Source organism: Nonomuraea africana (genome assembly GCF_014873535.1).
Lineage (GTDB): Bacteria > Actinomycetota > Actinomycetes > Streptosporangiales > Streptosporangiaceae > Nonomuraea > Nonomuraea africana.
The window spans coordinates 4317306-4337153 of record NZ_JADBEF010000001.1; the positions used below are offsets into that span (position 1 = coordinate 4317306).

General features: G+C 71.0%; 12 protein-coding genes. 2 read left to right on the top strand and 10 right to left on the bottom strand.

The window, feature by feature from the left end; all coding sequences use genetic code 11:
• Positions 1-469: 469 nt before the first annotated feature.
• Together H4W81_RS20395 and gltB are read right to left on the bottom strand one after the other, a co-directional pair.
• Positions 470-1921, bottom strand: coding sequence for a glutamate synthase subunit beta (locus tag H4W81_RS20395; protein WP_192776271.1), 1452 nt, complete (start codon positions 1919-1921; stop codon positions 470-472).
• Between the two features lie 115 nt (positions 1922-2036).
• Positions 2037-6545 (bottom strand): glutamate synthase large subunit, encoded by a 4509-nt coding sequence (gene gltB / locus H4W81_RS20400; RefSeq protein WP_192776272.1) that lies wholly within the window; start codon positions 6543-6545, stop codon positions 2037-2039.
• Positions 6546-6787: 242 nt separating this feature from the next.
• Here gltB and H4W81_RS20405 point away from each other — a divergent pair, with 242 nt between their 5' ends.
• Positions 6788-8317, top strand: coding sequence for a bis-aminopropyl spermidine synthase family protein (locus H4W81_RS20405; RefSeq protein ID WP_225958715.1), 1530 nt, complete (start codon positions 6788-6790; stop codon positions 8315-8317).
• A gap of 219 nt (positions 8318-8536) precedes the next feature.
• On the opposite strand, the gene H4W81_RS20410 is transcribed toward H4W81_RS20405, so the two are convergent.
• From H4W81_RS20410 to H4W81_RS20440, 7 genes are all read right to left on the bottom strand, one after another.
• A complete protein-coding gene (locus tag H4W81_RS20410) occupies positions 8537-9148 on the bottom strand; it encodes a hypothetical protein (RefSeq protein ID WP_192776273.1) in 612 nt (203 codons plus the stop codon).
• 11 nt (positions 9149-9159) lie between these two features.
• Positions 9160-9969 (bottom strand): hypothetical protein, encoded by an 810-nt coding sequence (locus H4W81_RS20415; RefSeq protein WP_192776274.1) that lies wholly within the window; start codon positions 9967-9969, stop codon positions 9160-9162.
• Complete coding sequence (locus H4W81_RS20420) at positions 9966-10673, bottom strand: VIT1/CCC1 transporter family protein (RefSeq protein WP_192776275.1); 708 nt, start codon at positions 10671-10673, stop codon at positions 9966-9968. The genes H4W81_RS20415 and H4W81_RS20420 overlap by 4 nt, the downstream gene beginning before the upstream one ends.
• Positions 10673-11845 carry a prolipoprotein diacylglyceryl transferase gene (lgt, locus tag H4W81_RS20425; RefSeq protein ID WP_192776276.1) on the bottom strand — a complete coding sequence of 391 codons (1173 nt, stop codon included), beginning with the start codon at positions 11843-11845 and terminating at the stop codon, positions 10673-10675. The genes H4W81_RS20420 and lgt overlap by 1 nt, the downstream gene beginning before the upstream one ends.
• Before the next feature lie 26 nt (positions 11846-11871).
• On the bottom strand, positions 11872-12636 hold the full coding sequence (locus H4W81_RS20430; RefSeq protein ID WP_192776277.1) for a DsbA family protein: 765 nt from the start codon (positions 12634-12636) through the stop codon (positions 11872-11874).
• The gene (locus H4W81_RS20435; RefSeq protein WP_318781846.1) at positions 12629-13129 is read right to left on the bottom strand and encodes a MauE/DoxX family redox-associated membrane protein; all 501 of its coding nucleotides are present in this window, start codon (positions 13127-13129) and stop codon (positions 12629-12631) included. The genes H4W81_RS20430 and H4W81_RS20435 overlap by 8 nt, the downstream gene beginning before the upstream one ends.
• Positions 13130-13235: 106 nt before the next feature.
• On the bottom strand, positions 13236-14084 hold the full coding sequence (locus H4W81_RS20440; protein WP_225958716.1) for a helix-turn-helix transcriptional regulator: 849 nt from the start codon (positions 14082-14084) through the stop codon (positions 13236-13238).
• 99 nt (positions 14085-14183) lie between these two features.
• Here H4W81_RS20440 and H4W81_RS20445 point away from each other — a divergent pair, with 99 nt between their 5' ends.
• Positions 14184-15926: a glycoside hydrolase family 35 protein gene (locus tag H4W81_RS20445; protein WP_192776279.1), complete on the top strand. Its 1743-nt coding sequence runs from the start codon at positions 14184-14186 to the stop codon at positions 15924-15926.
• A gap of 89 nt (positions 15927-16015) precedes the next feature.
• Here H4W81_RS20445 and H4W81_RS20450 read toward each other — a convergent pair whose 3' ends face one another.
• Positions 16016-19816, bottom strand: a complete 3801-nt coding sequence (locus tag H4W81_RS20450) for an endo-alpha-N-acetylgalactosaminidase family protein (RefSeq protein WP_318781847.1) — start codon at positions 19814-19816, stop codon at positions 16016-16018.
• Positions 19817-19848: the final 32 nt, after the last annotated feature.

The window sequence follows — 19848 nt, forward strand, 5'->3', positions numbered from 1 at the left end:
TATGATTTTTCGCGATATTGACCCCAACGGGCGAAGCTGCCCGATCACCCGACGCGGACCGGCATCCCAGGTCAAGCGATCCTCTTCTCGCGAGCGCGACAGGTCCGAAAAAATCGGACCACCACCCCCGGAAATCCCCAAGACAGTCCCCTCCTTCAACGCCTACCCCGCGTGCCACCTGGGAGAACAGCGCCCAAGCGGCCCCTCGACACATCCCAGGAGAGACAGGTCACCACCCAGAGTCCCCGCCCAGGAGCACCCGCAGCACGCTCCACCTGTGAGAACCCACCCAACGAGAACCCGCACCCCGTCCCAGCGGAAACGACCCGCCCACAGAACCCGCAGCGCGTCCCACCCGAAACGACGCCTCCCACAGAATCCCGACCAAGGGGAGCCCGCAGGGCGTTCCAGCCGGGGCGCATGGGAAACGCCCGCCCGAGTTCTCGGGCGGGCGTTCATCGGTTGATCGTCAGACCAGCGGGCGGGCCGTGGGGAGGATCGGGTACGGCAGGGCGGTCTCGCCGGTCAGGAACCGGTCGACCCCCGAGGCGGCGGCGCGCCCCTCGGCGATGGCCCAGACGATGAGCGACTGCCCTCGTCCCATGTCCCCCGCGACGAACACCCCGTCGACGTTGGTCATGTACGTCTTGTCGCGGGCCACGTTGCCCCTCGCGTCGTACTCCACGCCGAGGTCCTCCAGCAGCGCGCCCTTCTCCGGGCCGACGAAGCCCATCGAGAGCGTCACCAGCTCGGCGGGGATCTCCCGCTCGGTGCCGGGGATCGGCTTGAAGCCGTTCTGCGGTCCCTCGACCTCGACCAGGCGCAGCGCCCGCACGTGTCCCGTGCCGTCGTCGGCGAACTCCGTGGTGGAGACCGCGTAGACCCGGTCGCCGCCGCCCTCGGCCAGCTCCTCGTGGGCGCTTTCCATCTTGAACAGCGTGGGGAAGGTCGGCCACGGCTGCGCGCCGGGACGGGAGGCGGGCGGCTGGGGCATGATCTCCAGCTGGGTCACCGAGGCGGCTCCCTGGCGGATCGCGGTGCCGATGCAGTCGGCGCCCGTGTCACCGCCGCCGATCACGACCACGTGCTTGCCGCGGGCGTTGATCGGGGAGTTGTCGAAGTCCTTGTTGGCCGGAGGCAGGTACTCCATCGCCTGGTAGATGCCGCGCAGCGAGCGTCCGGCGACGGGCAGGTCGCGCCACTGGGTGGCGCCGCCCGACAGGACCACGGCGTCGAACTGCTCGCGCAGTTGCTCGGCCGTGATGTCGACGCCCACGTTCACCGAGGTGCGGAACTCGGTTCCCTCGGCGCGCATCTGGTCGAGGCGCCGGTCGATGTGGCGCTTCTCCATCTTGAACTCGGGGATGCCGTAGCGGAGCAGCCCGCCGATGGCGTCGGCCCGCTCGAAGACGACCACGTCGTGTCCCGCGCGGGTGAGCTGCTGGGCGGCGGCCAGGCCCGCGGGGCCGGAGCCGACGACGGCGACGCGCTTGCCGGTCTTCTTCTCGGGGACGACGGGGGTCACCCAGCCCTCGGAGAAGGCGTGGTCGATGATCTCGACCTCGACCCGCTTGATCGCCACCGGGTCGGCGTTGATGCCGAGGACGCAGGCAGCCTCGCAGGGAGCGGGGCAGAGCCTGCCGGTGAACTCGGGGAAGTTGTTGGTCGCGTGCAGCCGCTCGATCGCCTCGCGCCAGTCGTGACGGTAGACGAGGTCGTTCCACTCGGGGATGAGGTTGCCGAGCGGGCAGCCGTTGTGACAGAACGGGATGCCGCAGTCCATGCACCTGGCCGCCTGCTTGGTCAGCTTCGGCGCGGGGAAGTCCTGGTAGACCTCCTTCCAGTCGCGGATGCGGACGTCCACGGGGCGGCGCTCGGGCAGCTCCCTGTCGTGCGTGAGGAAACCCTTCGGGTCAGCCATGAGAGTTGCGCCCCCTATCCCTGAACGTTCTGCGGCGAGCTCGGCCGGTGACCGTGCCCCTGACGGCGGATCACGTCCGCACTCCGAAGCGGGCGACGGTGCCCGTGACGGCGGGTCATGCCTGCACCGCCGCGGTCATGACGGCCTCGTCGATGTCGCGGCCCTCGATGCGGGCGGCCTCGGCGGCCAGCAGCACCCTCTTGTAGTCGGTCGGCATGACCTTGCCGAACCGGGTGAGCGCGGCGTCCCAGTCGGCCAGCAGCTCCTTGGCGATCGGCGAGCCCGTCTCCTCGAAGTGCCTGGCCACGGTCTCGTGCAGGAACGACGCGTCCTTGTCGGTCAGCGGCTCGATGGCGACCATCTCGCGGTTGACGCGCTCGGATCGCAGGTCGAGCAGATAGGCGATGCCGCCCGACATGCCCGCGGCGAAGTTGCGCCCGGTCTGGCCGAGGACGACGACCTTGCCGCCCGTCATGTACTCGCAGCCGTGGTCGCCCACGCCCTCGACGACCGCGGTGGCGCCCGAGTTGCGGACGCAGAAGCGCTCGCCGACCACGCCGCGGATGAACACCTCACCCGAGGTCGCGCCGTAGAGTGCGACGTTCCCGGCGATGATCTGCCCGTCCAGCGGGGCGGTGTCGTGCGGGCGGACCGTGATCCGGCCACCCGACAGGCCCTTGCCGAGGTAGTCGTTGGCGTCACCGGTCAGCCGCAGCGTCACCCCGCGCGGCACGAAGGCGCCGAAGGAGTTGCCCGCCGATCCGGTGAAGCTGATGTCGATGGTGTCGTCGGGCAGGCCCGCGCCGCCGTACCGCCTGGTCACCTCGTAGCCGAGCATGGTGCCGACCGTGCGGTTGACGTTGCGGATCGGCAGGTCGAGCGTGACCGGCGTGCCGTGCTCCAGCGCGCCCTCGGCCAGTGCGATGAGCGTGTTGTCGAGGGCGTGCTCCAGTCCGTGGTCCTGGTCGACCGTACGGCGCAGCGGCGTCCCCTCGGGCAGCGACGGCTGGTGCAGGATCGGCGCCAGGTCGAGCCCGCTGGCCTTCCAGTGGTCCTCCGCCGCCGACACGTCGAGCAGTTCGACGTGCCCGATGGCCTCGTCGAGCGAGCGGAAGCCCAGCTCGGCGAGGTACTCGCGGATCTCCTCCGCGATGAACTCGAAGAAGTTCACCACGAACTCGGGCTTGCCGGCGAAGCGCTTGCGCAGCTCGGGGTTCTGGGTGGCCACGCCCACCGGGCAGGTGTCGAGGTGGCACACGCGCATCATGACGCAGCCGGAGACGACCAGCGGAGCGGTGGCGAAGCCGTACTCCTCGGCGCCGAGGAGGGCGGCGATGACCACGTCGCGGCCGGTCTTGAGCTGGCCGTCGACCTGGACCACGATCCGGTCGCGCAGGCCGTTCAGCAGCAGCGTCTGCTGGGTCTCGGCCAGGCCGAGCTCCCACGGGGCGCCCGCGTGCTTGAGCGAGGTGAGCGGCGAGGCGCCGGTGCCGCCGTCGTGGCCGGAGATCAGCACGACGTCGGCGTGGGCCTTGGAGACGCCCGCGGCGACCGTGCCGACGCCGACCTCGGCCACCAGCTTCACGTGGACCCTGGAGACCGGGTTGGCGTTCTTCAGGTCGTGGATGAGCTGGGCCAGGTCCTCGATGGAGTAGATGTCGTGGTGCGGCGGCGGCGAGATGAGGCCGACGCCGGGGGTGGAGTGCCTGGTCTTGGCGATCCACGGGTAGACCTTGTGGCCGGGCAGCTGGCCGCCCTCGCCCGGCTTGGCGCCCTGGGCCATCTTGATCTGCAGGTCGTCGGCGTTGACCAGGTACTCGCTGGTGACGCCGAACCGGCCGGAGGCCACCTGCTTGATGGCAGAGCGGCGGGTGGCGTCGTACAGGCGCGAAGGGTCTTCGCCGCCCTCGCCGGTGTTGGACTTGCCGCCGAGCCTGTTCATCGCGATCGCGAGCGTCTCGTGCGCCTCCATCGAGATGGAGCCGTAGGACATCGCGCCGGTGGAGAAGCGCTTGACGATCTCGGAGACCGGCTCGACCTCCTCCAGCGGCACCGGGGCGCGGTCCGAGGCGAACTTGAACAGCCCGCGAAGCGTCATCAGCTTCTCGGCCTGGGAGTCGACGAGGCCGGTGTACTCCTTGAAGATCTCGTAGCGGCGGCTGCGCGTGGCGTGCTGCAGCTTGAAGACCGTCTCGGGGTTGAACAGGTGCGGCTCGCCCTCGCGCCGCCACTGGTACTCGCCGCCGACGTTGAGCCGCCGGTGGGCGTTCTCCGCGCGGGGGTAGGCGTGGCGGTGGCGGGCGGCGGCCTCCTGGGCCAGGACGTCGAAGCCGACGCCGCCCAGGCGCGAGGTGGTGCCGACGAAGCAGGTGTCGATCACCTCGGCGCCGAGGCCGAGCGCCTCGAAGATCTGCGCGCCGGTGTAGGAGGCCACCGTGGACACGCCCATCTTGGACATGACCTTGATGACGCCCTTGCCGTACGCCTTGATCAGGTTGCGCACGGCCTTGTGCTTGTCGACCTGCAGCATGCCGGTGTCGACCATGTCCTCGACGGTCTCGATCGCGAGGTAGGGGTTGACGGCCCCGGCGCCGTAGCCGATGAGCAGCGCCATGTGGTGGCACTCGCGGGCCTCGCCGGTCTCGATGACCAGGCCGATCTTGGTGCGGGTCTTCTCGGCGATGAGGTGGTGGTGCACCGCGCCGGTCAGCAGCAGCGACGGGATCGGCGCGAGGCGCTCGGAGGAGCCGCGGTCGGACAGCACGATGATCCGCGCCCCGCCCGCGATCGCCTCGGAGACCTCGGCGCAGATGGCCGTGAGCCGCTCCTTCAGCGCGGTGCCGCCACCGGCGACCTCGTACAGGCCCGAGACGACGTAGGGGTGAAAGCCGGGCAGGCCGCCCTCGTCGTTGATGTGGATGATCTTCGCGAGCTCGTCGTTGTCGATCACCGGGTACGGCAGGACCAGCTGGCGGCACGAGAAGGGGCCGGGGGCGAGCAGGTTGCCCTCGGGGCCCAGCGTGCTGGCCAGCGAGGTGACGAGCTCCTCGCGGATGGCGTCCAGCGGCGGGTTGGTGACCTGCGCGAACAGCTGGCTGAAGTAGTCGAACAGCAGCCTGGGCTTCTCGCTGAGCACGGCGACGGGCGTGTCGGTGCCCATCGACCCGATCGGCTCCTGGCCGCTCTTGGCCATCGGCGACAGGATGATCCGCAGCTCTTCCTCGGTGTAGCCGAACGTCTGCTGCCGCTTGACGAGCGCCTCGTGGGTGGGCATCTCGTGGGCGCGGGCCGGCAGCTCCTCGAAGCGCACGAGGCCCGCGTGCAGCCAGTCCTCGTACGGCAGCGCGGCGGCCAGCTCGGCCTTGATCTCGTCATCCTCGATGATCTTGCCGCGGGCGGTGTCGATGAGGAACATCCGCCCCGGCTGCAGGCGGCCCTTGCGCACGACGTCCTCGGGCGCGAAGTCGAGCACGCCCGCCTCGGAGGCCAGCACGACCAGGCCGTCGGCGGTCACCCAGAAGCGGCCGGGGCGCAGCCCGTTGCGGTCGAGGACGGCGCCCGCCAGCGTGCCGTCGGTGAAGGTGATCGAGGCGGGGCCGTCCCACGCCTCCATCATCGAGGAGTGGAACTCGTAGAACGCCCGCCGCGCGGGGTCCATCTCGGTGTGGTTCTCCCACGCCTCGGGGATCATCATCAGCACCGCATGCGGGAGCGAGCGCCCGCCCAGGTGCAGCAGTTCGAGCGTCTCGTCGAAGGACGCGGTGTCCGATCCGTCCGGGTCGCAGATGGGGAAGAGTCGCGACAGGTCACCTGGAATCAGCTCAGACTCCAGCATCGCCTCGCGCGCCCGCATCCAGTTGCGGTTGCCCTTGACCGTGTTGATCTCGCCGTTGTGGGCGATGTAACGGTAGGGGTGGGCCAGCGGCCAGCTCGGGAAGGTGTTGGTCGAGAAGCGAGAGTGCACCAGCGCGATCGCGGTGTCGAAGCGCTCGTCGGACAGGTCGGGGAAGAACGGCTCGACCTGCAGCGGGGTGAGCATCCCCTTGTAGACGAGGGTGCGGCCCGACAGCGAGGGGAAGTAGACGTCCGCCTCGTGCTCGGCCCGCTTGCGCAGGCAGAAAGCCAGCCGGTCGAGCTCGACGCCGCTCTCGCCGTTCGGGCTCGACACGAACAGCTGCATGAAGTGCGGCATGACCGCGCGGGCGCTCGGCCCGGCGTGCGCGGTGTCGACCGGGACCTCGCGCCAGCCGAGGACCGTCAGGCCCTCCTCCGCCGCGATCTCCTCGATCATCCCGGTGGCGATCCGCCTCGCCTCGCCGTCGACCGGCAGGAAGGCCATGCCCACGGCGTACTTGCCGGACTCGGGCAGCGGGAAGTCCACGCTGGCGCGCAGGAAGCCGTCGGGGACCTGCGTCAGGATCCCCGCACCGTCGCCGGTGTCCGGCTCGCTACCCTTGGCCCCCCGGTGGTCGAGATTGCACAGGGCCGTCAGAGCCTTCACGACGATCTCGTGGCCACGTCGCCCGTTCACGTCCGCGACCATCGCGACACCACAGGCGTCATGCTCGTTCGCGGGGTGGTAAAGACCCTGGGGCTCGGGGAACCCGAGGAAGGCAGCAGGCATTGAATCCCTCCCGTCGTCATCGTCTGCTTTGGTGTTGCAGGCGGGGACGACGTTGGCCCTGCTGCGGTTCAGTGGATAGAGATTACCGCACCCTGCCGGAATAGTGCCCACCAGGTCCACATCGCGAACATTTATGGGATTCCGGCATGCGGACTCTCCTGTCCCAACCTCCGATATCGTCCCAGCATTCCCTCGGGGCGTGGAGAGCCCGTCCCGCGAGGGCTCGCGGCTAAGGTTGCCGCATGGAACGCGACGGCCTGGAAGCCCTGCTCGACACCGCCGGAATCGACAGCAGGCGGCTGCGCCACGCGCTCATGCTCGTGTGCGACACCCAGTGGTGGACGCTGGCCGCCCTGGTCAGGCAGAGCGCCACCTCCAGGCGGTCGATCGAGGCCCTGCTGCGCGAGGTCGAGCTCGAACGGGACGGCGACCGCTTCCGGGTGCCGCTCGCCCACACCCCCGACTACCAGGACCTCTTCGCGCTCAGCGAGCCGCCCGCCGACCCCGTGGCGCACCTGCTCCCCCACTACGAGCACGTGCTCAAGCGCATGAGGGAGCTCATCGCGAACGCTCCGGCCGCCCGCCAGGCCCTCGACCACGTCTCGGCCACCCCTGAGACCGTCGTGCGCAGGGCGCTCCTGCTGGGGGCCCGCTTCTGGCTGAGGGGGGCGCGGGTGCTGTGCGTCGGCGACCACGACCTGACCTCGCTGGCCGTACGGCTGACGCATCCCGAGGCCGAGGTCACGGTCGTCGACATCGACGAGCGCATCCTGGCCTACATCGACGCCCAGGAGCTCGGCGTCACCACTCGATGGGCAGACCTGCGGCTCGGGCTGCCGCCGTCGGTGCGCGACCACGATCTGGCGGTCACCGACCCGCCGTACACGCCGGAGGGGGTCGGCCTGTTCACCGCCCGGGCCGTGGAGGGGCTGAAGGACGAGGGCCGCGTGCTGCTGGCCTACGGCGCGAGCGAGCGCACCCCGATGCTCGCCCTCAAGGTGCAGAACGCGCTCTCCGCTCTCAACTTCTCCCACGAGGCCATCTATCCTGACTTCAACCGCTATTTCGGCGCCGAGGCCATCGGCTCGGCGGCCGATCTCTACATCCTGCGTCCGACCAGCAAGACCAGGCCCGCCGTCGCCGCCCGCGTCGAGCGGTACGGCACCGCGATCTACACCCACGGCCCCCAGTCGATCGAGGCGGGCGCCGTCGCGGGCCCCGGCCGGCCCGGCGCCTTCGCCGCCGACCTCCTGGTGGGCGACTGGCCCAAGGACCTCACCCAGCCGCGCGTCAAGCTGAGCACCTGGCTGGCCAAGCCGCACGCCACCGCCCCCGCCAGGGTGGCCATCGCCGTCCCCGCGGGCCTGGAGGCGGCGCTCCCCCGGTTGCTGCTGGCCACGCGCGCCGCGCACGTGCGGGTCCACCTCACCGCGCCGCCGCGGGCGCTGCCGCCGCTCTCGGCGGTCTACGAGCTCACCGCCGACGGCCCGGTGCTCGACGCGGTACGGCTGCCGCCGCCCGCCGACGAGGAGGGCAGGGTGCTGCGCCGCATCCTCGACAACGGGCACGGGAAGCTGGCCAACACCTGGCGGGAGGGGCTGATCGCGGTGGCGCAGGGGCGCCGCGTCACGCTGACGAAGAACGACGCGCGCGCGCTGATCCGCGAGGCCGCGCCGTGGGCGGAGTCGGGCACCGTCCTGGAGGCGCCGCTGCACCGCCTGGAGTCACTGCCCGCCGCCGTCGCCACGACCGTCGCCGCCCTTCCCCGCTGACCACCGAGCCGCCGGGTTTTCGGGGACCCTCCAGGGCCACCGCCGCCTCCATGGTCTCGCACTCCTCCGCGTCTCCACCGTTGTGGGGCGGCCTCGGGAGGCTCCCAGGTTCGAGGGCTCTGGATCCGAGGGCCGCCGGCGGGTCTTGAGGTGGTCCTGGTTGATTTTTTGAGGTGTTTTTGAGGTGGCCGGGGTCTTCAGGTCGACGGAGTGACGGGGTCAGGTGGCGGCGATCACCCGGGCGGAGACGACCGAGCGGCCGAGCCCGTCGAGGGCGATCTGGGGGTAGGCGAGGTCGGCCGTGCCCTGCCCGACCGGACCCACCCAGCTCACCGTGACGAAGTGGCCGAGCGCCCTGGCCTGCGCCCTGCTGCGGGAGGCGTCGAAGGCGCCCGCCTGCCGTACGAAACCATGGGCGCCCAGCTCCGACACCAGCGCGTCAGCCGCGCGCCCATCGGTGAGGTTGAAGATGAGGAACTGTCCCGCCACGGTCCGGTCGGCGCTGCTGTACGAGGCGCGCAGGGCCTGCGTGCAGCCGGCGGCCTCGACGCCCCACACCGCCTCGGCGCAGTCGGCGAGCACGGCCACCGTGTCGCGGGTCATCGTCACGCCGCCCGCCGCCAGCTCGACGGTCGACGGCCCGAAGACCTCGGCCTCGGTGAGCGGCCGGGGATCGAGCGCGCTGGTGTCGATGACGGCGTACTGCGCCGAGGTCGGCTCTCCCGCGAAGACCGCCGCCCTCGGCCCCTCCTCACGGGTGAAGACGAAGACGGCGACGGCCGCGACCGCCACGAGGGCGGCCAGCAGGGGGAAGAGAACGCGCCTGGGCATGGTGACCAAGCCTACGAGGTGCCGGTGAGCGCCACTACCCGCTTGTAGAGAGGCTTCTCCGCGCCCCTGACGGTCAGCGCCAGGTTGCTGAAGTCGTCTCCCTGCTCGGGTTCGGCGCCGTCGGTGCGCGAGAGCCAGACCAGCGCGACGTAGTGCCCCAGCGCGTAGGCGCCGCCCTCGGTGTGGGCGTTGGGCGGGAAGGCGGTGACCGGGCGCACCCATCCTCCCCTGTGCAGCGACTTCAGCGACTCGACCAGCTCTCCCGCGACCTTGCTGTCGTTGAGGTTGAGCAGCGTGAACTGGGTGAGGTAGCGGCCGTCCGTGCTGGTGTAGGCGGCCCGCGCGGCCTGGGTGCAGCCCGCGTCGCCCACCTGGCTGAGGAGTTGCTCGCCCCAGAGCGCGGCCGAGCAGTCGGTGTCGAGCGTCTTCTCGGTGAGCTTGAGGCTGATCTTGTGCTCGCCCACGAGTCTCTTCTGGGCGAACAGCTCCTTCTCGGTGAGCGGCTTGGCGTCCTTGGCCCGCTCGGCGATGGGTTCGAACACCTTGGGTGAGGCCCAGCCCTCGAACCTCTCCGGCCGTAGCTCACCGCTCACGGGGGCGGCCGCCTGACGGCTCTGGTCGGGCGCGTCGGCGCCGAGCGCCGCCACCGCGGCGGTCAGCGCCACCGCGGCGATCAGCACGCCCGCCACCGAGGCGATGATCACGAGCAGCCGCTGCTGCTCGGGCTTGAGCCCCCAGTCGGTGAGGACGGGCAGGTTCCAGTCGGGCGGTGGGGTCCGCCTGCGCTTGCGCGTACGCGTGCTGCCCCTGGTCACGGTCATAGCCCGCCGGCTCCGCCGATCAGGTTGCCCAGGCCGAAGGTCAGGCCCGCGGCCACCATGCCGACCACCAGCTGGCGCAGCCCGGAGAACCACCAGCTGCGCGCGGTGACGGTGGAGACCAGCGCGCCCGCCCCGAACAGGGCCAGGCACGACAGCACCGCCGACAGCCACAGGCTGGTGACCCCCAACAGGTACGGCAGCAGCGGCAGGATCGCGCCCACGCTGAAGGACAGGAACGACGAGACCGCGGCCATCTTGGGCGCGGGCAGGTCGCCCGGCGTGACGCCGAGCTCGGCCCTGGCGTGCACCTCGAGGGCCTGGTCGGGATCGCGGGAGATCTGCCTGGCCACCTCGGCGGCCAGCGCGGGATCGACGCCCCTGTCGACGTAGACCTGGGCGAGCTCCTCCTGCTCGTCCTCGGGATGGCGCTGGAGCTCGCGCCGCTCGACGGCGATCTCGGCCAGCGCCAGCTCCCGCTGGCTGGCCACCGAGACGTACTCGCCCCCCGCCATGGAGAACGCGCCCGCGGCCAGCCCTGCGACGCCGGCGAGCGCGATCACCCTGGTGTCGTCGGTGCCGCCGGCGACACCGGCGATGAGCGCGAAGTTGGACACGAGCCCGTCCATCGCGCCGAACACGGACGGTCGCAGCCATCCGCCGTTGACGTCGCGATGCTCGTGGTGGTGCTCCGCGCGCCCGCTCATCAGGACTTCTTTTCCTCCGGTACGGCCCTGGCCCGCTCGTCCTCCGCCCCGTCAGAAGCCTCCGCCCCGTCAGCAGCCTCGGCGTCGTCGGCGGACTCGGCCCGGTGAGCGGCGTCCACCGCGGCGGGAGGCTCGGCCGTGTCAGAGGACTCGGCCCTTTCAGCGCTCTCTACCCCGTCAGAGCTCGCTACCCCGTCAGCGGGCTCCGTCTCGCCGGAGGCGGGGTCGTCGTCCGAGGAGCGGGCGCCGTCGTCAGAGGTGCGGGCGTCACCGGCGGGCTCGTCCCCGTCGGCGGGCGTGCCGGATGGGGAGCCGGAGGCGGGCTCCGCCGAGGGCGGGACGACGATCTCCTCGGCGTCCTTGTTCCTGGTCACCCAGAGATAGACCAGCGCCCCGACGAACAGCACGATCGCGGTCCACTGGTTGATGCGCAGCCCCAGGAAGTGGACCGCGTGGTCCACGCCGCCGACGGGGTCGACCCTCAGCCCCTCGATCCAGAACCTGCCCACGGTGTAGCCGGCCACGTAGAGCGCGAACAGCCGGCCGTGGCGCAGGGTGAACCGCCGGCCCGCCCAGATCAGCGCGAAGCCGAGCGCGACGTTCCACAGCGACTCGTACAGGAACGTCGGGTGGTAGAGCCCGGTGTAGCCCTCGATCGTGCCCGCCCTGCCCGGCTCGATCTCCAGCCCCCACGGCAGCGTCGTGGGCCCGCCGAACAGCTCCTGGTTGAAGTAGTTGCCCCATCGGCCGATGGCCTGCGCGAAGGCGATGCCGGGCGCGACGGTGTCGGCCACCGCGCTCAGCGACAGCCCTCTCTTGCGGCACGACAGCCACACGCCGACGCCGCCGAGCGCGACCGCGCCCCAGATGCCCAGCCCGCCGTTCCAGATGAACAGCGCCTCGTACGGCTTGTTGGGCGCGTCGGGCCCGAAGTAGAGCTGCCAGTCGGTGATGACGTGGTAGAGGCGACCACCGATGAGGCCGAAGATCACCGCGGGAACGGCGATGTCGACCATGGTGCCTGGCGCGCCACCGCGAGCCCGCCAGCGGCGCTCGCTCAGCCAGACGGCGACGATGACGCCCAGGACGATGCACAGCGCGTAGGCCCGCAGGGGGATCGGGCCGAGGTACCAGACCCCCTGGGAGGGGCTGGGAATCGAGGCAAGGGGCATGTCAGTGGAGAGTAGCGGACGGGCGGCTACTTGGCGGCATCGAGAACGGTCTTGCGCAGCTCCGACGGCGTGAAGACCACGTTCTGGTCCATGTCCTTGCCGTTGAGCTTGACCGTCGGGGTGCCCGTCAGATTGATGGCCGTCATGGTCTTCTCACTGTAGGCGGCGTGGGCCTGGGCGAACTTCTGCGAGGTGACGCAGGTGGCGAAGTCGGGGGCGGTGACGCCCGCCTCCTGGCCCAGCGCGACCAGCTGGTCGGTGGTGAAGCCCTCGACGTGCTCCTCCGGCTGCTTCTCGAAGAGCTTGTCGTGGAAGGCCATCCACTGCTTGCCGTCGGTGACGCAGCGCGCGGCGGCGCCGGCCCGGGCGGAGTTGGCGCGGGTGATGCCCTTGTTCATCTGCTGCGGGAAGATCGTGAGCGGGTGGTAGACGACCTTGGCCTTGCCCTCGGCCGCGAGGTTCTTGAACGTCGCGCCGCTCGTCTCCTCGAGCTGCTTGCAGGCCGGGCACTGGAAGTCCTCGTAGATGTCGATGACGGGCGCGGTGACCCCCGCGTTGCCCATCGCGACCGAGCCGTCGCCCTGGATGGTGACGGGTGCCAGCGCCTGCCCCGTCTCCTCGGGCTTGCTCTGGTTGGCGGCGAACAACCAGCCCGCGCCGATCGCGGCGAGGGCGACGACGCCCACCGTGACGTAGGTGGCCACCCGCTTGCGCTGTTCCTGCTTCTTCTCCGCCTCGCGCTGCGACCTGATCCTGTCGCGCGCGGACTGCTCCCGCTGGGCCTTACTCATCTTCGTCCCCTTCGATCTCTCTGTCCCTGCTCCCGCCGGCCAGCCCGAGGGCGGCGTCGAGAGCGAAGCGCCCCGGCGGGAAGCGGACGGTCCAGGCTGCCAGCAGCACCAGGCCGAAGTCTCGGACGATGTCGAGCAGGTAGCTCGGCTCCTCCCACGACTCCAGCTGCCCGCCACCGCCGAAGCAACCGCAGTCGATGCGCAGCCCGCGTGCCCACGCCCAGCCGATGCCGAAGACGAAGGCCAGCATGAGCAGCCCGCCCACCACCGCGGCCACCCTGGTGAGCAGCCCGACCACCAGCAGGACGCCGATGACGATCTCCACGATGGGCAGGCCGTAGCCGACTGTCGTGGCCAGCGGGTCGGGCAGCAACCGGTACGCCCTGACCGCCATGACCGACTGCTGGATGCCGCCGATCTTGAGCCCACCGGCCACGATCAGCACTGCGCCCAGGATCAGCCGGGCGACGGTCGTCACCCAGGGTATCGCCACAATGGCTCTGCGTAGTGACAGCGACGCGGTCAACGGCCCCTCCTCTGTAGTCGCAATCGGCATGCGCACCGTACTGGAAGCCATCTGATCATGTGCTGAATAAGAATCAACTAAGGTCGGAGGCGGCCAGGCCGCCGTGTTGCTGGGCGCGGAACTCACTCGGGGGCAGGCCTGCCCTGCGGGTGAAGATTCTGGTGAAGTAGGCGGGATCGTCATAGCCGACCCGCCTGGCGATCGAGGCGATCGAGAGCTCGGAGCCGGCCAGCAGGTCCTTCGCTCTGGTCAGCCTGATCGACAGCAGGTAGTCCTTGGGGCTGCAGCCGGCCAGGCGCCGCACGACCACCCGCAGGTCGGAGACGGTCATGCCGAGCCGCCTCGCGTGTTCGGCCACCGAGATCGGCAGGCAGGCGTCCCTCGCCAGGCCCGACAGCACGGGGTCGCCCGCGGCGTCCTCGTCCACCCGCGCGTGGCGCAGCGCCACCAGCACCTCGTGCACCAGGGCCGAGGTCTCGACCTCCAGGTACGGGCTGCCCCTGCGGATGGCCTGGGCGATACGGCCGATGCCGTGGGCGGCGGGCTCGGCGGTGGTGAGCGGGGTGACGGGCGTCGCGGCGTCGACGAAGCCGAGGTCCTGGTAGGCCGCGGCGGCCGGGCCGGTGAAGTCGACGAACCACTCGGTCCAGCCCGTGTCGTGGTGCGGGGCGTAGTGGTGCCTGACCCCGGGCAGCAGCCAGAGCACGGAGGGGGCCACGACCTCGACGGGCGGTTCGCCGCCCTGGGAGAACCAGCCCCTGCCCTGGGTGACCACGACCGCGACGTGGTGGTCGAGGGCACGGGGGCCGACGGTGGGCAACCTGCCCTCGAGGTGGCCGACGCCGAGGCAGACGAGACCGAGGCGGCGGTGCGCGGGACCCGGAGTCAGATAGTGCATCCAGCGCCGGTAGTCCTCGGCCATCCGCCTCCTTCCGTCCAACACTTCCCCGCCTTTGTCCATGGCCTCTGAGCTGGGATGTCGGCAAGCTGCTACGCGCGGAATCCTATCTCAAGGGGCAAGATGCGAAATTTCACGATTGATGGGGACGCCTTCCGGCTGGACGGCGAGGAGTTCAGGGTGCTGTCCGGGGCCCTGCACTACTTCCGCGTGCTCCCCGAGCAGTGGGGCCACCGGCTCGGAATGCTCAGGGCGATGGGGCTCAACACGGTGGAGACCTACGTGCCCTGGGATCTCCACGAGCCCCGCAAGGGCGAGTTCCACCGGCTGGAGGAGCTGACCGGCTTCCTCGACGCGGCCGCGGCCGAAGGGCTGCTGGCCATCGTCAGGCCGGGGCCCTACATCTGCGCGGAGTGGGACAACGGAGGGCTGCCCGCCTGGCTCACGGCCGAGCTGGGGCCCAGGGTCCGAACCCGTGACGCCGAGTACCTCTCCCACGTCGAGCGCTTCTTCGACGAGGTCGTCCCGCTGATCGCCGAGCGGCAGGTCACCAGGGGCGGCAATGTCATCATGGTGCAGGTCGAGAACGAGTACGGCTCCTACGGCAGCGACGCCCTCTACCTGCGCCACCTGACCGACGACCTCATCGCGCACGGCATCGAGGTGCCGCTGGTCACCTCGGACGGCGCCGACGACTTCTTCCTCACCGGCGGCACCATCCCCGGCGTCCTCGCCACCGTGAACTTCGGCTCCGAGCCGGAGGCGGCCTTCGCCAAGCTGCGCGAGCACCGCCCCACCGGTCCGCTGATGTGCATGGAGTTCTGGTGCGGCTGGTTCGACCACTGGGGCCACGGCCACGTCACCCGCGACGCCGCCGACGCCGCGGACACGCTGGAGCGGATCCTGGCCGCGGGCGCGTCGGTCAACCTGTACATGGCCCACGGCGGCACGAACTTCGGCACCACCTCGGGCGCCAACAGGGTGGGCGAGCTGGCCGACGGCGAGTACCGCGCCACGGTCACCTCCTACGACTACGACGCGCCCATCGACGAGCGGGGCGCGCCGACCGAGAAGTTCTGGCGCTTCCGCGAGGTCCTGTCCCGCTACAACCCCGATCCGCCCGATGTTCCCGAGTTGCCGGCGCCGCTGCCTCCCGCGCGGGTGCCGCTGACCGGGTCCGTACGGCTGCGCGACGCGCTCGACGAGTTGGCGGGCCCCTCGGTGACCGCCGCCCTGCCGCCCACGTTCGAGGATCTCGGGCTGACCCACGGGCTGGTGCTGTACCAGGTGGAGGTACCGGGGCCGCGCCGGCCGTACCGGCTGCGGGTGGGCGGCGTGCACGACCGCGCCCACCTGTACGTCGACGGCGAACTGGCGGCGGTGCTCGAACGCGGGGGCGAGGAGCCCGTGCTGGAGGTGGCCGGGCCCGCCCACCTGGAGCTGCTGGTGGAGTCGATGGGCAGGACCAACTACGGGCCCGCGCTCGGCGAGCGGAAGGGCCTGATGGCCCCGGTCATGCACGACCGCCAGTACCTGCACGGCGTGACGGCCAGGCCGATCCCGCTGGAGGACCTGCCCGCGCTGCCGTACGAGGCGGTCCTGCCGGCGGTCGTGCCCGCGTTCTTCCGCGGCGAGCTCGAGGTGGCGGCGCCCGCCGACGGCTTCCTCGCGCTGCCCGGCTGGGGCAAGGGCTACGTGTGGGTGAACGGCTTCCTGTTGGGCCGCTACTGGGACAGAGGCCCGCAGCGCACGCTGTACGTGCCGTGGCCGCTGCTGCGGACCGGCGCGAACGAGATCGTGATCCTGGAGCTGGACCGGGCGGGCGAGCCCGCGCTGGAGATCGGGCCGGCCGCCGAGCTCGGTTAGCCCGCCGCCGGGCCCGGCGAACCGGGCCGTGGCGCCGGTGATGTCGAAGGGCCCGGGGGTCGGCCCCCGGGCCCTTCGCGCGGGTGGGATCAGCGGCAGCTCAGGCGCGCGTCACCCCAGTCCGCATGGTCGTTGCCGTTGCCGTCGCCGCCGTCGCCGACCACGAGCTCGACGTAGCGGGCGCCGGTCAGGTCGGCCTTCAGCTCGTGGGCGGCGTCGGCGGCCCTGAGCACCGGGCTCTGCGCGACGGTCCTGCCGTCGGCCTTGATCGTGAACTGCACCGAGCCGCGGGTGGCCTGCGCGTCGTCCACGCCGACCCAGGCCGACAGCCCGGTGCACCTGCCGCCGAGGAAGTAGCGGACGGTGGCCGGAGCGTGCGTGCCGAGGCCCTTGGCGAAGGACCTGCCGCCGATGGTGATCGGCCTGCCGTCGCCCTGGCCCTGCTCTCCGTTGGACTGGTCGCGCTCGACCGGTCCCCAGCCGTTGGCCGCCGAGATCCAGTCGATGTCGCTGACGTGGACGTCGGTGGCGGGCGGCGGCGGCATGGTGCGCACCGACGCGCTGCCGTCCAGGGTCTTGGTGACCCCGCCGACGGTGTAGGTCAGCTTCGCCGTGATCGGGTACGACTGGTAGGCCGCGTCGATCGGGGGCGTCACCTTCCAGATCGTGGCCAGCCGCTGGCCGGGCGCGACCGACGGCGAGGCGCTCTCGCCCGCCAGCGTCCAGCCCTGCGGGACGGTCACCGCGACCCTGACATCCGTGGCCGCCATGTCCTCCAGATTGGTGAAGGTCGTGGTCAGGTCGTTGGCGATGCCCGGCTCGAACACCTCGGCGGCCGGCTGGACCGAGAGCGACGCGCAGGCCAGCTGCTCGTCGGAGACGCCCAGGTCCTTGACCGTGAAGTTGTCGAGGATGAGGTCGGCGCCGTCGCGCTCGGCCTGCAGCGAGCGCAGCCCGACCCACACGTCGCCGCAGCCCGCCACCAGCCGCTCGGTGAAGCGGGTGGTGGTGGTCCGCTGCTCGATCGGGCGCTGCCTGATCTCGACCGACTGGCCGTTCTTGTCGTAGCCGGTCACCCAGGCGTAGGTGCCGGGGAGCGCGGCCTGGTAGTCGAAGGAGACCTCGTAGGCGTGGCCCGGCTCGAAGCGCGTGGTGAACGGCGCGGTCCGGTAGACCAGGCCCCTGCGCTCCTCGTGCGCCTTGAGCGACCACTCGCCGTCGAGGACGTCGTCGACGGCCTTGCCGTTCCAGCCCTTCTGCGTGTAGGGCGCGTTCTTGCGGATCAGGTGCGTGCGCGGGTCGGTGCTGCCGCCCGCGTCGCCCTTGACGAACGGTCCCCAGCCCTGGTCGACGCGCTCGAAGCCCTCCACGGGACCGGTGGGCTCGATCGCGACCAGCCTGAAGTCGTCCACCCGCACCGCGCCGTCGCCCTCTCCCGCGCGCAGGCGGATCGTGGCGTGGTCCTTGGTCGCGGTGAAGGGGATCTTCACCCGCTGGAAGGAGGTGCCGTGCTTCTCGTCGGCGGCGACGTGGTTCCTGGCCGTCGAGCGCTCGAAGGCGACCTGCTCGCGCAGCCCCTTCGGCCCGTCGATCTCCAGGACCGTCCGGCGCGCCTTGCCCGGCTCGACCTCGATCCAGGCCGAGGCGGTGTAGGACCTGCCGGGCACGAGCTCCTTGAGGTTCTGCTCGATCGAGGCGGGGCTGCCCGTCGCCAGCAGCGCGACCCGCTGGCCCGTGGCGCTCCTGTCGATCGAGACCTGGCCGGTGGTCTCCCACTTGCGCAGGTCGTCGGCGTTGAAGCCGGGATCGACGATGCCGGAGCCCTCACCCCACTGCGGCCGGTCCTGTTTGGCCGGCTCACCCGGGAAGAGCACGTACGGCACGCCGGCCTCGGCGTTCAGCGTGACCTTGCCGTCCACGGCCGTGACCTCGCCGGCCTCGACGCGGCCCTGGTCGGTCAGCTTGTAGACGCGCAGCCCCGCCTCGGGCACGTCCCAGGTGGTGGTGCCGCCCGCGGGGTTGTAGTGGTAGTACTTGCCCTGCCACGGCAGCAGGTAGGTGGCGCCGTCCAGGACCTTGCGCTCGCCCACGAACAGCTCGCGCCTGCCGCCGGTGGTCGTGCCGCGCACGCCGCCCGCCAGCCGGATCTCGCCGGGCGCCCACTTCATGATGGGCTGCTGCTGCATGAACTTGGCGGGGAGGTTGTTCTCCCAGATGTTGCGGTAGAAGCGGTGCCAGTCGTTCTCCCCCGTCCAGCCCTCGAACTCCTCGATGCGGGCGTTGCCGAGGATCGGGTCGGGGTTCCAGACGTCCTTCTCCTGGTTGCGGATGAAGCGGATGATCTGGGAGTTGAGCCCCTTGTCGGTGACGCCGCCGTAGCTCTCGTCGGTCGCCCAGTGCGACCACAGGGACGAGCGCTCCAGCTTGTAGGACCACTCGCTGCTCACCTGCCAGCCCTGCTCGCGCAGCTCGGCCAGGGTCTGGTCGGCGATCCAGCCGTGGGTGTAGTAGACGTCGAGGTAGAGCATGGCGAGGTTGGGGTCGGTCTCCTCGCGCAGCTGCCCGAACCTCTTGGCCAGGTTCCCGCTGGTGAGGTCGTAGCGCTGGTTGATGTAGTACGACTGGTTGAGCCAGTCCCAGCCGCGCGCGTTCTTGTCGGCCAGCTTCTCGTCGAAGGCCCTGGCCTCGCCGTACGCCTCGGTGGCGTTGACGTGGACACCGAAGGTGGCGCCCCAGTCCTTGCCCGCGCGCAGGAGCCTGTTCAGGTCCTTCAGCCCGCCCGCGCGGGTGTTGTAGTTGCCGCCGTAGTCGGGGTGGGCCGAGTCGTGCCCCTCGGACTGGTAGCCCTTGAGCAGCGCGAGCTGGCCGAGCCCGTCGGTGGCCAGCGAGATGCGCTTGACGTCGTCGAGCGTGCGCAGGAACGGGTGCGTGGCCTGGCTGGCGAAGTTGAAGGGGATGTGCGTGACGACGCGGTCCTTGGTCAGGTCGGCGCCGAGGGCCTTGACCCCGATCTCGCGGAAGGCGATGGCGCCGTCCTGCCAGTCCACGACGGCGTCGCCGTTGGCGTCGGGGGTGATGACGACCTTGGCCCACGGCAGCTCGCTGGTGAACGGCGCGCCCTCGCCCCGGTAGGTCCACTGGCCGCTCCACACGCCGACCCTGGTGGTGCCGTCGGGCAGCTTGCGTGCCTGGCGCCAGAAGCGGGCGCCGTCGACGCCGCTCTGGCCCGAGGGCTTGTCGTAGGTCGAGTTCGACTCGATCGACGCGGCCAGGCCCGCGGTGTTGACGATCGCGTAGGTGGCGCCCACCGGCGCGGGGTCCGCCGGGGTGGCCGCGGTCACCTGCGCGAACCTGTCGGCCGTCCTGGTGCGGTTGCTGTCGAGCTTGGTGAAGGCCGTCGCGGCGCCCTGCTGGTCGCTGCCCACCGAGACCAGGTCGTGCCCGGGGATGTCGATGGTCGCGACCCTGAAGGCGTCGGTGTCGCGGATGGCGTCGATCCTGAACGTGGTCACGAGGTTCTCGACGCCGATCGAGGCGTCCATCTCCACGCCCGGCAGGTCGGCGAACGTCAGCTTGTAGCGGGCCGTGCGGCCGTCGGCGCCGGCCGGCGTGCCCGTGACGGCGTACGGCCTGCCGTTCAGCGACACCTGGGTGACCGGGGCCACGCTGCCGCCCATGACCGCCCCGCCCGCGACGTAGCGCAGCACCCTGGGGAAGGCGGGGTCGAGCTCCACGGTGAGGGCGGCGGACGAGATGGTGATCGCCCCGGCGGCCGCGGAGGGCGCGCCGGTCGCGGCAGGGGGGACAGGGGGGTCGGCCAGTGCCGGATTAGCCGCCACCAGCGCAGCTAATGCCAGGAAACCGGACAGAGCCAGCGAACGTTTGAGCACGCGGTCCTCCATGGGGGGTGGGGTGTCACGAA

Bases quoted from the DNA above. Each gene is read 5' to 3' on its own strand.
- H4W81_RS20395 (WP_192776271.1), bottom strand. From the start codon at position 1,921: ATGGCTGACCCGAAGGGTTTCCTCACGCACGACAGGGAGCTGCCCGAG.
- gltB (WP_192776272.1), bottom strand. From the start codon at position 6,545: ATGCCTGCTGCCTTCCTCGGGTTCCCCGAGCCCCAGGGTCTTTACCAC.
- H4W81_RS20405 (WP_225958715.1), top strand. From the start codon at position 6,788: ATGGAACGCGACGGCCTGGAAGCCCTGCTCGACACCGCCGGAATCGAC.
- H4W81_RS20410 (WP_192776273.1), bottom strand. From the start codon at position 9,148: ATGCCCAGGCGCGTTCTCTTCCCCCTGCTGGCCGCCCTCGTGGCGGTC.
- H4W81_RS20415 (WP_192776274.1), bottom strand. From the start codon at position 9,969: ATGACCGTGACCAGGGGCAGCACGCGTACGCGCAAGCGCAGGCGGACC.
- H4W81_RS20420 (WP_192776275.1), bottom strand. From the start codon at position 10,673: ATGAGCGGGCGCGCGGAGCACCACCACGAGCATCGCGACGTCAACGGC.
- lgt (WP_192776276.1), bottom strand. From the start codon at position 11,845: ATGCCCCTTGCCTCGATTCCCAGCCCCTCCCAGGGGGTCTGGTACCTC.
- H4W81_RS20430 (WP_192776277.1), bottom strand. From the start codon at position 12,636: ATGAGTAAGGCCCAGCGGGAGCAGTCCGCGCGCGACAGGATCAGGTCG.
- H4W81_RS20440 (WP_225958716.1), bottom strand. From the start codon at position 14,084: ATGGCCGAGGACTACCGGCGCTGGATGCACTATCTGACTCCGGGTCCC.
- H4W81_RS20445 (WP_192776279.1), top strand. From the start codon at position 14,184: ATGCGAAATTTCACGATTGATGGGGACGCCTTCCGGCTGGACGGCGAG.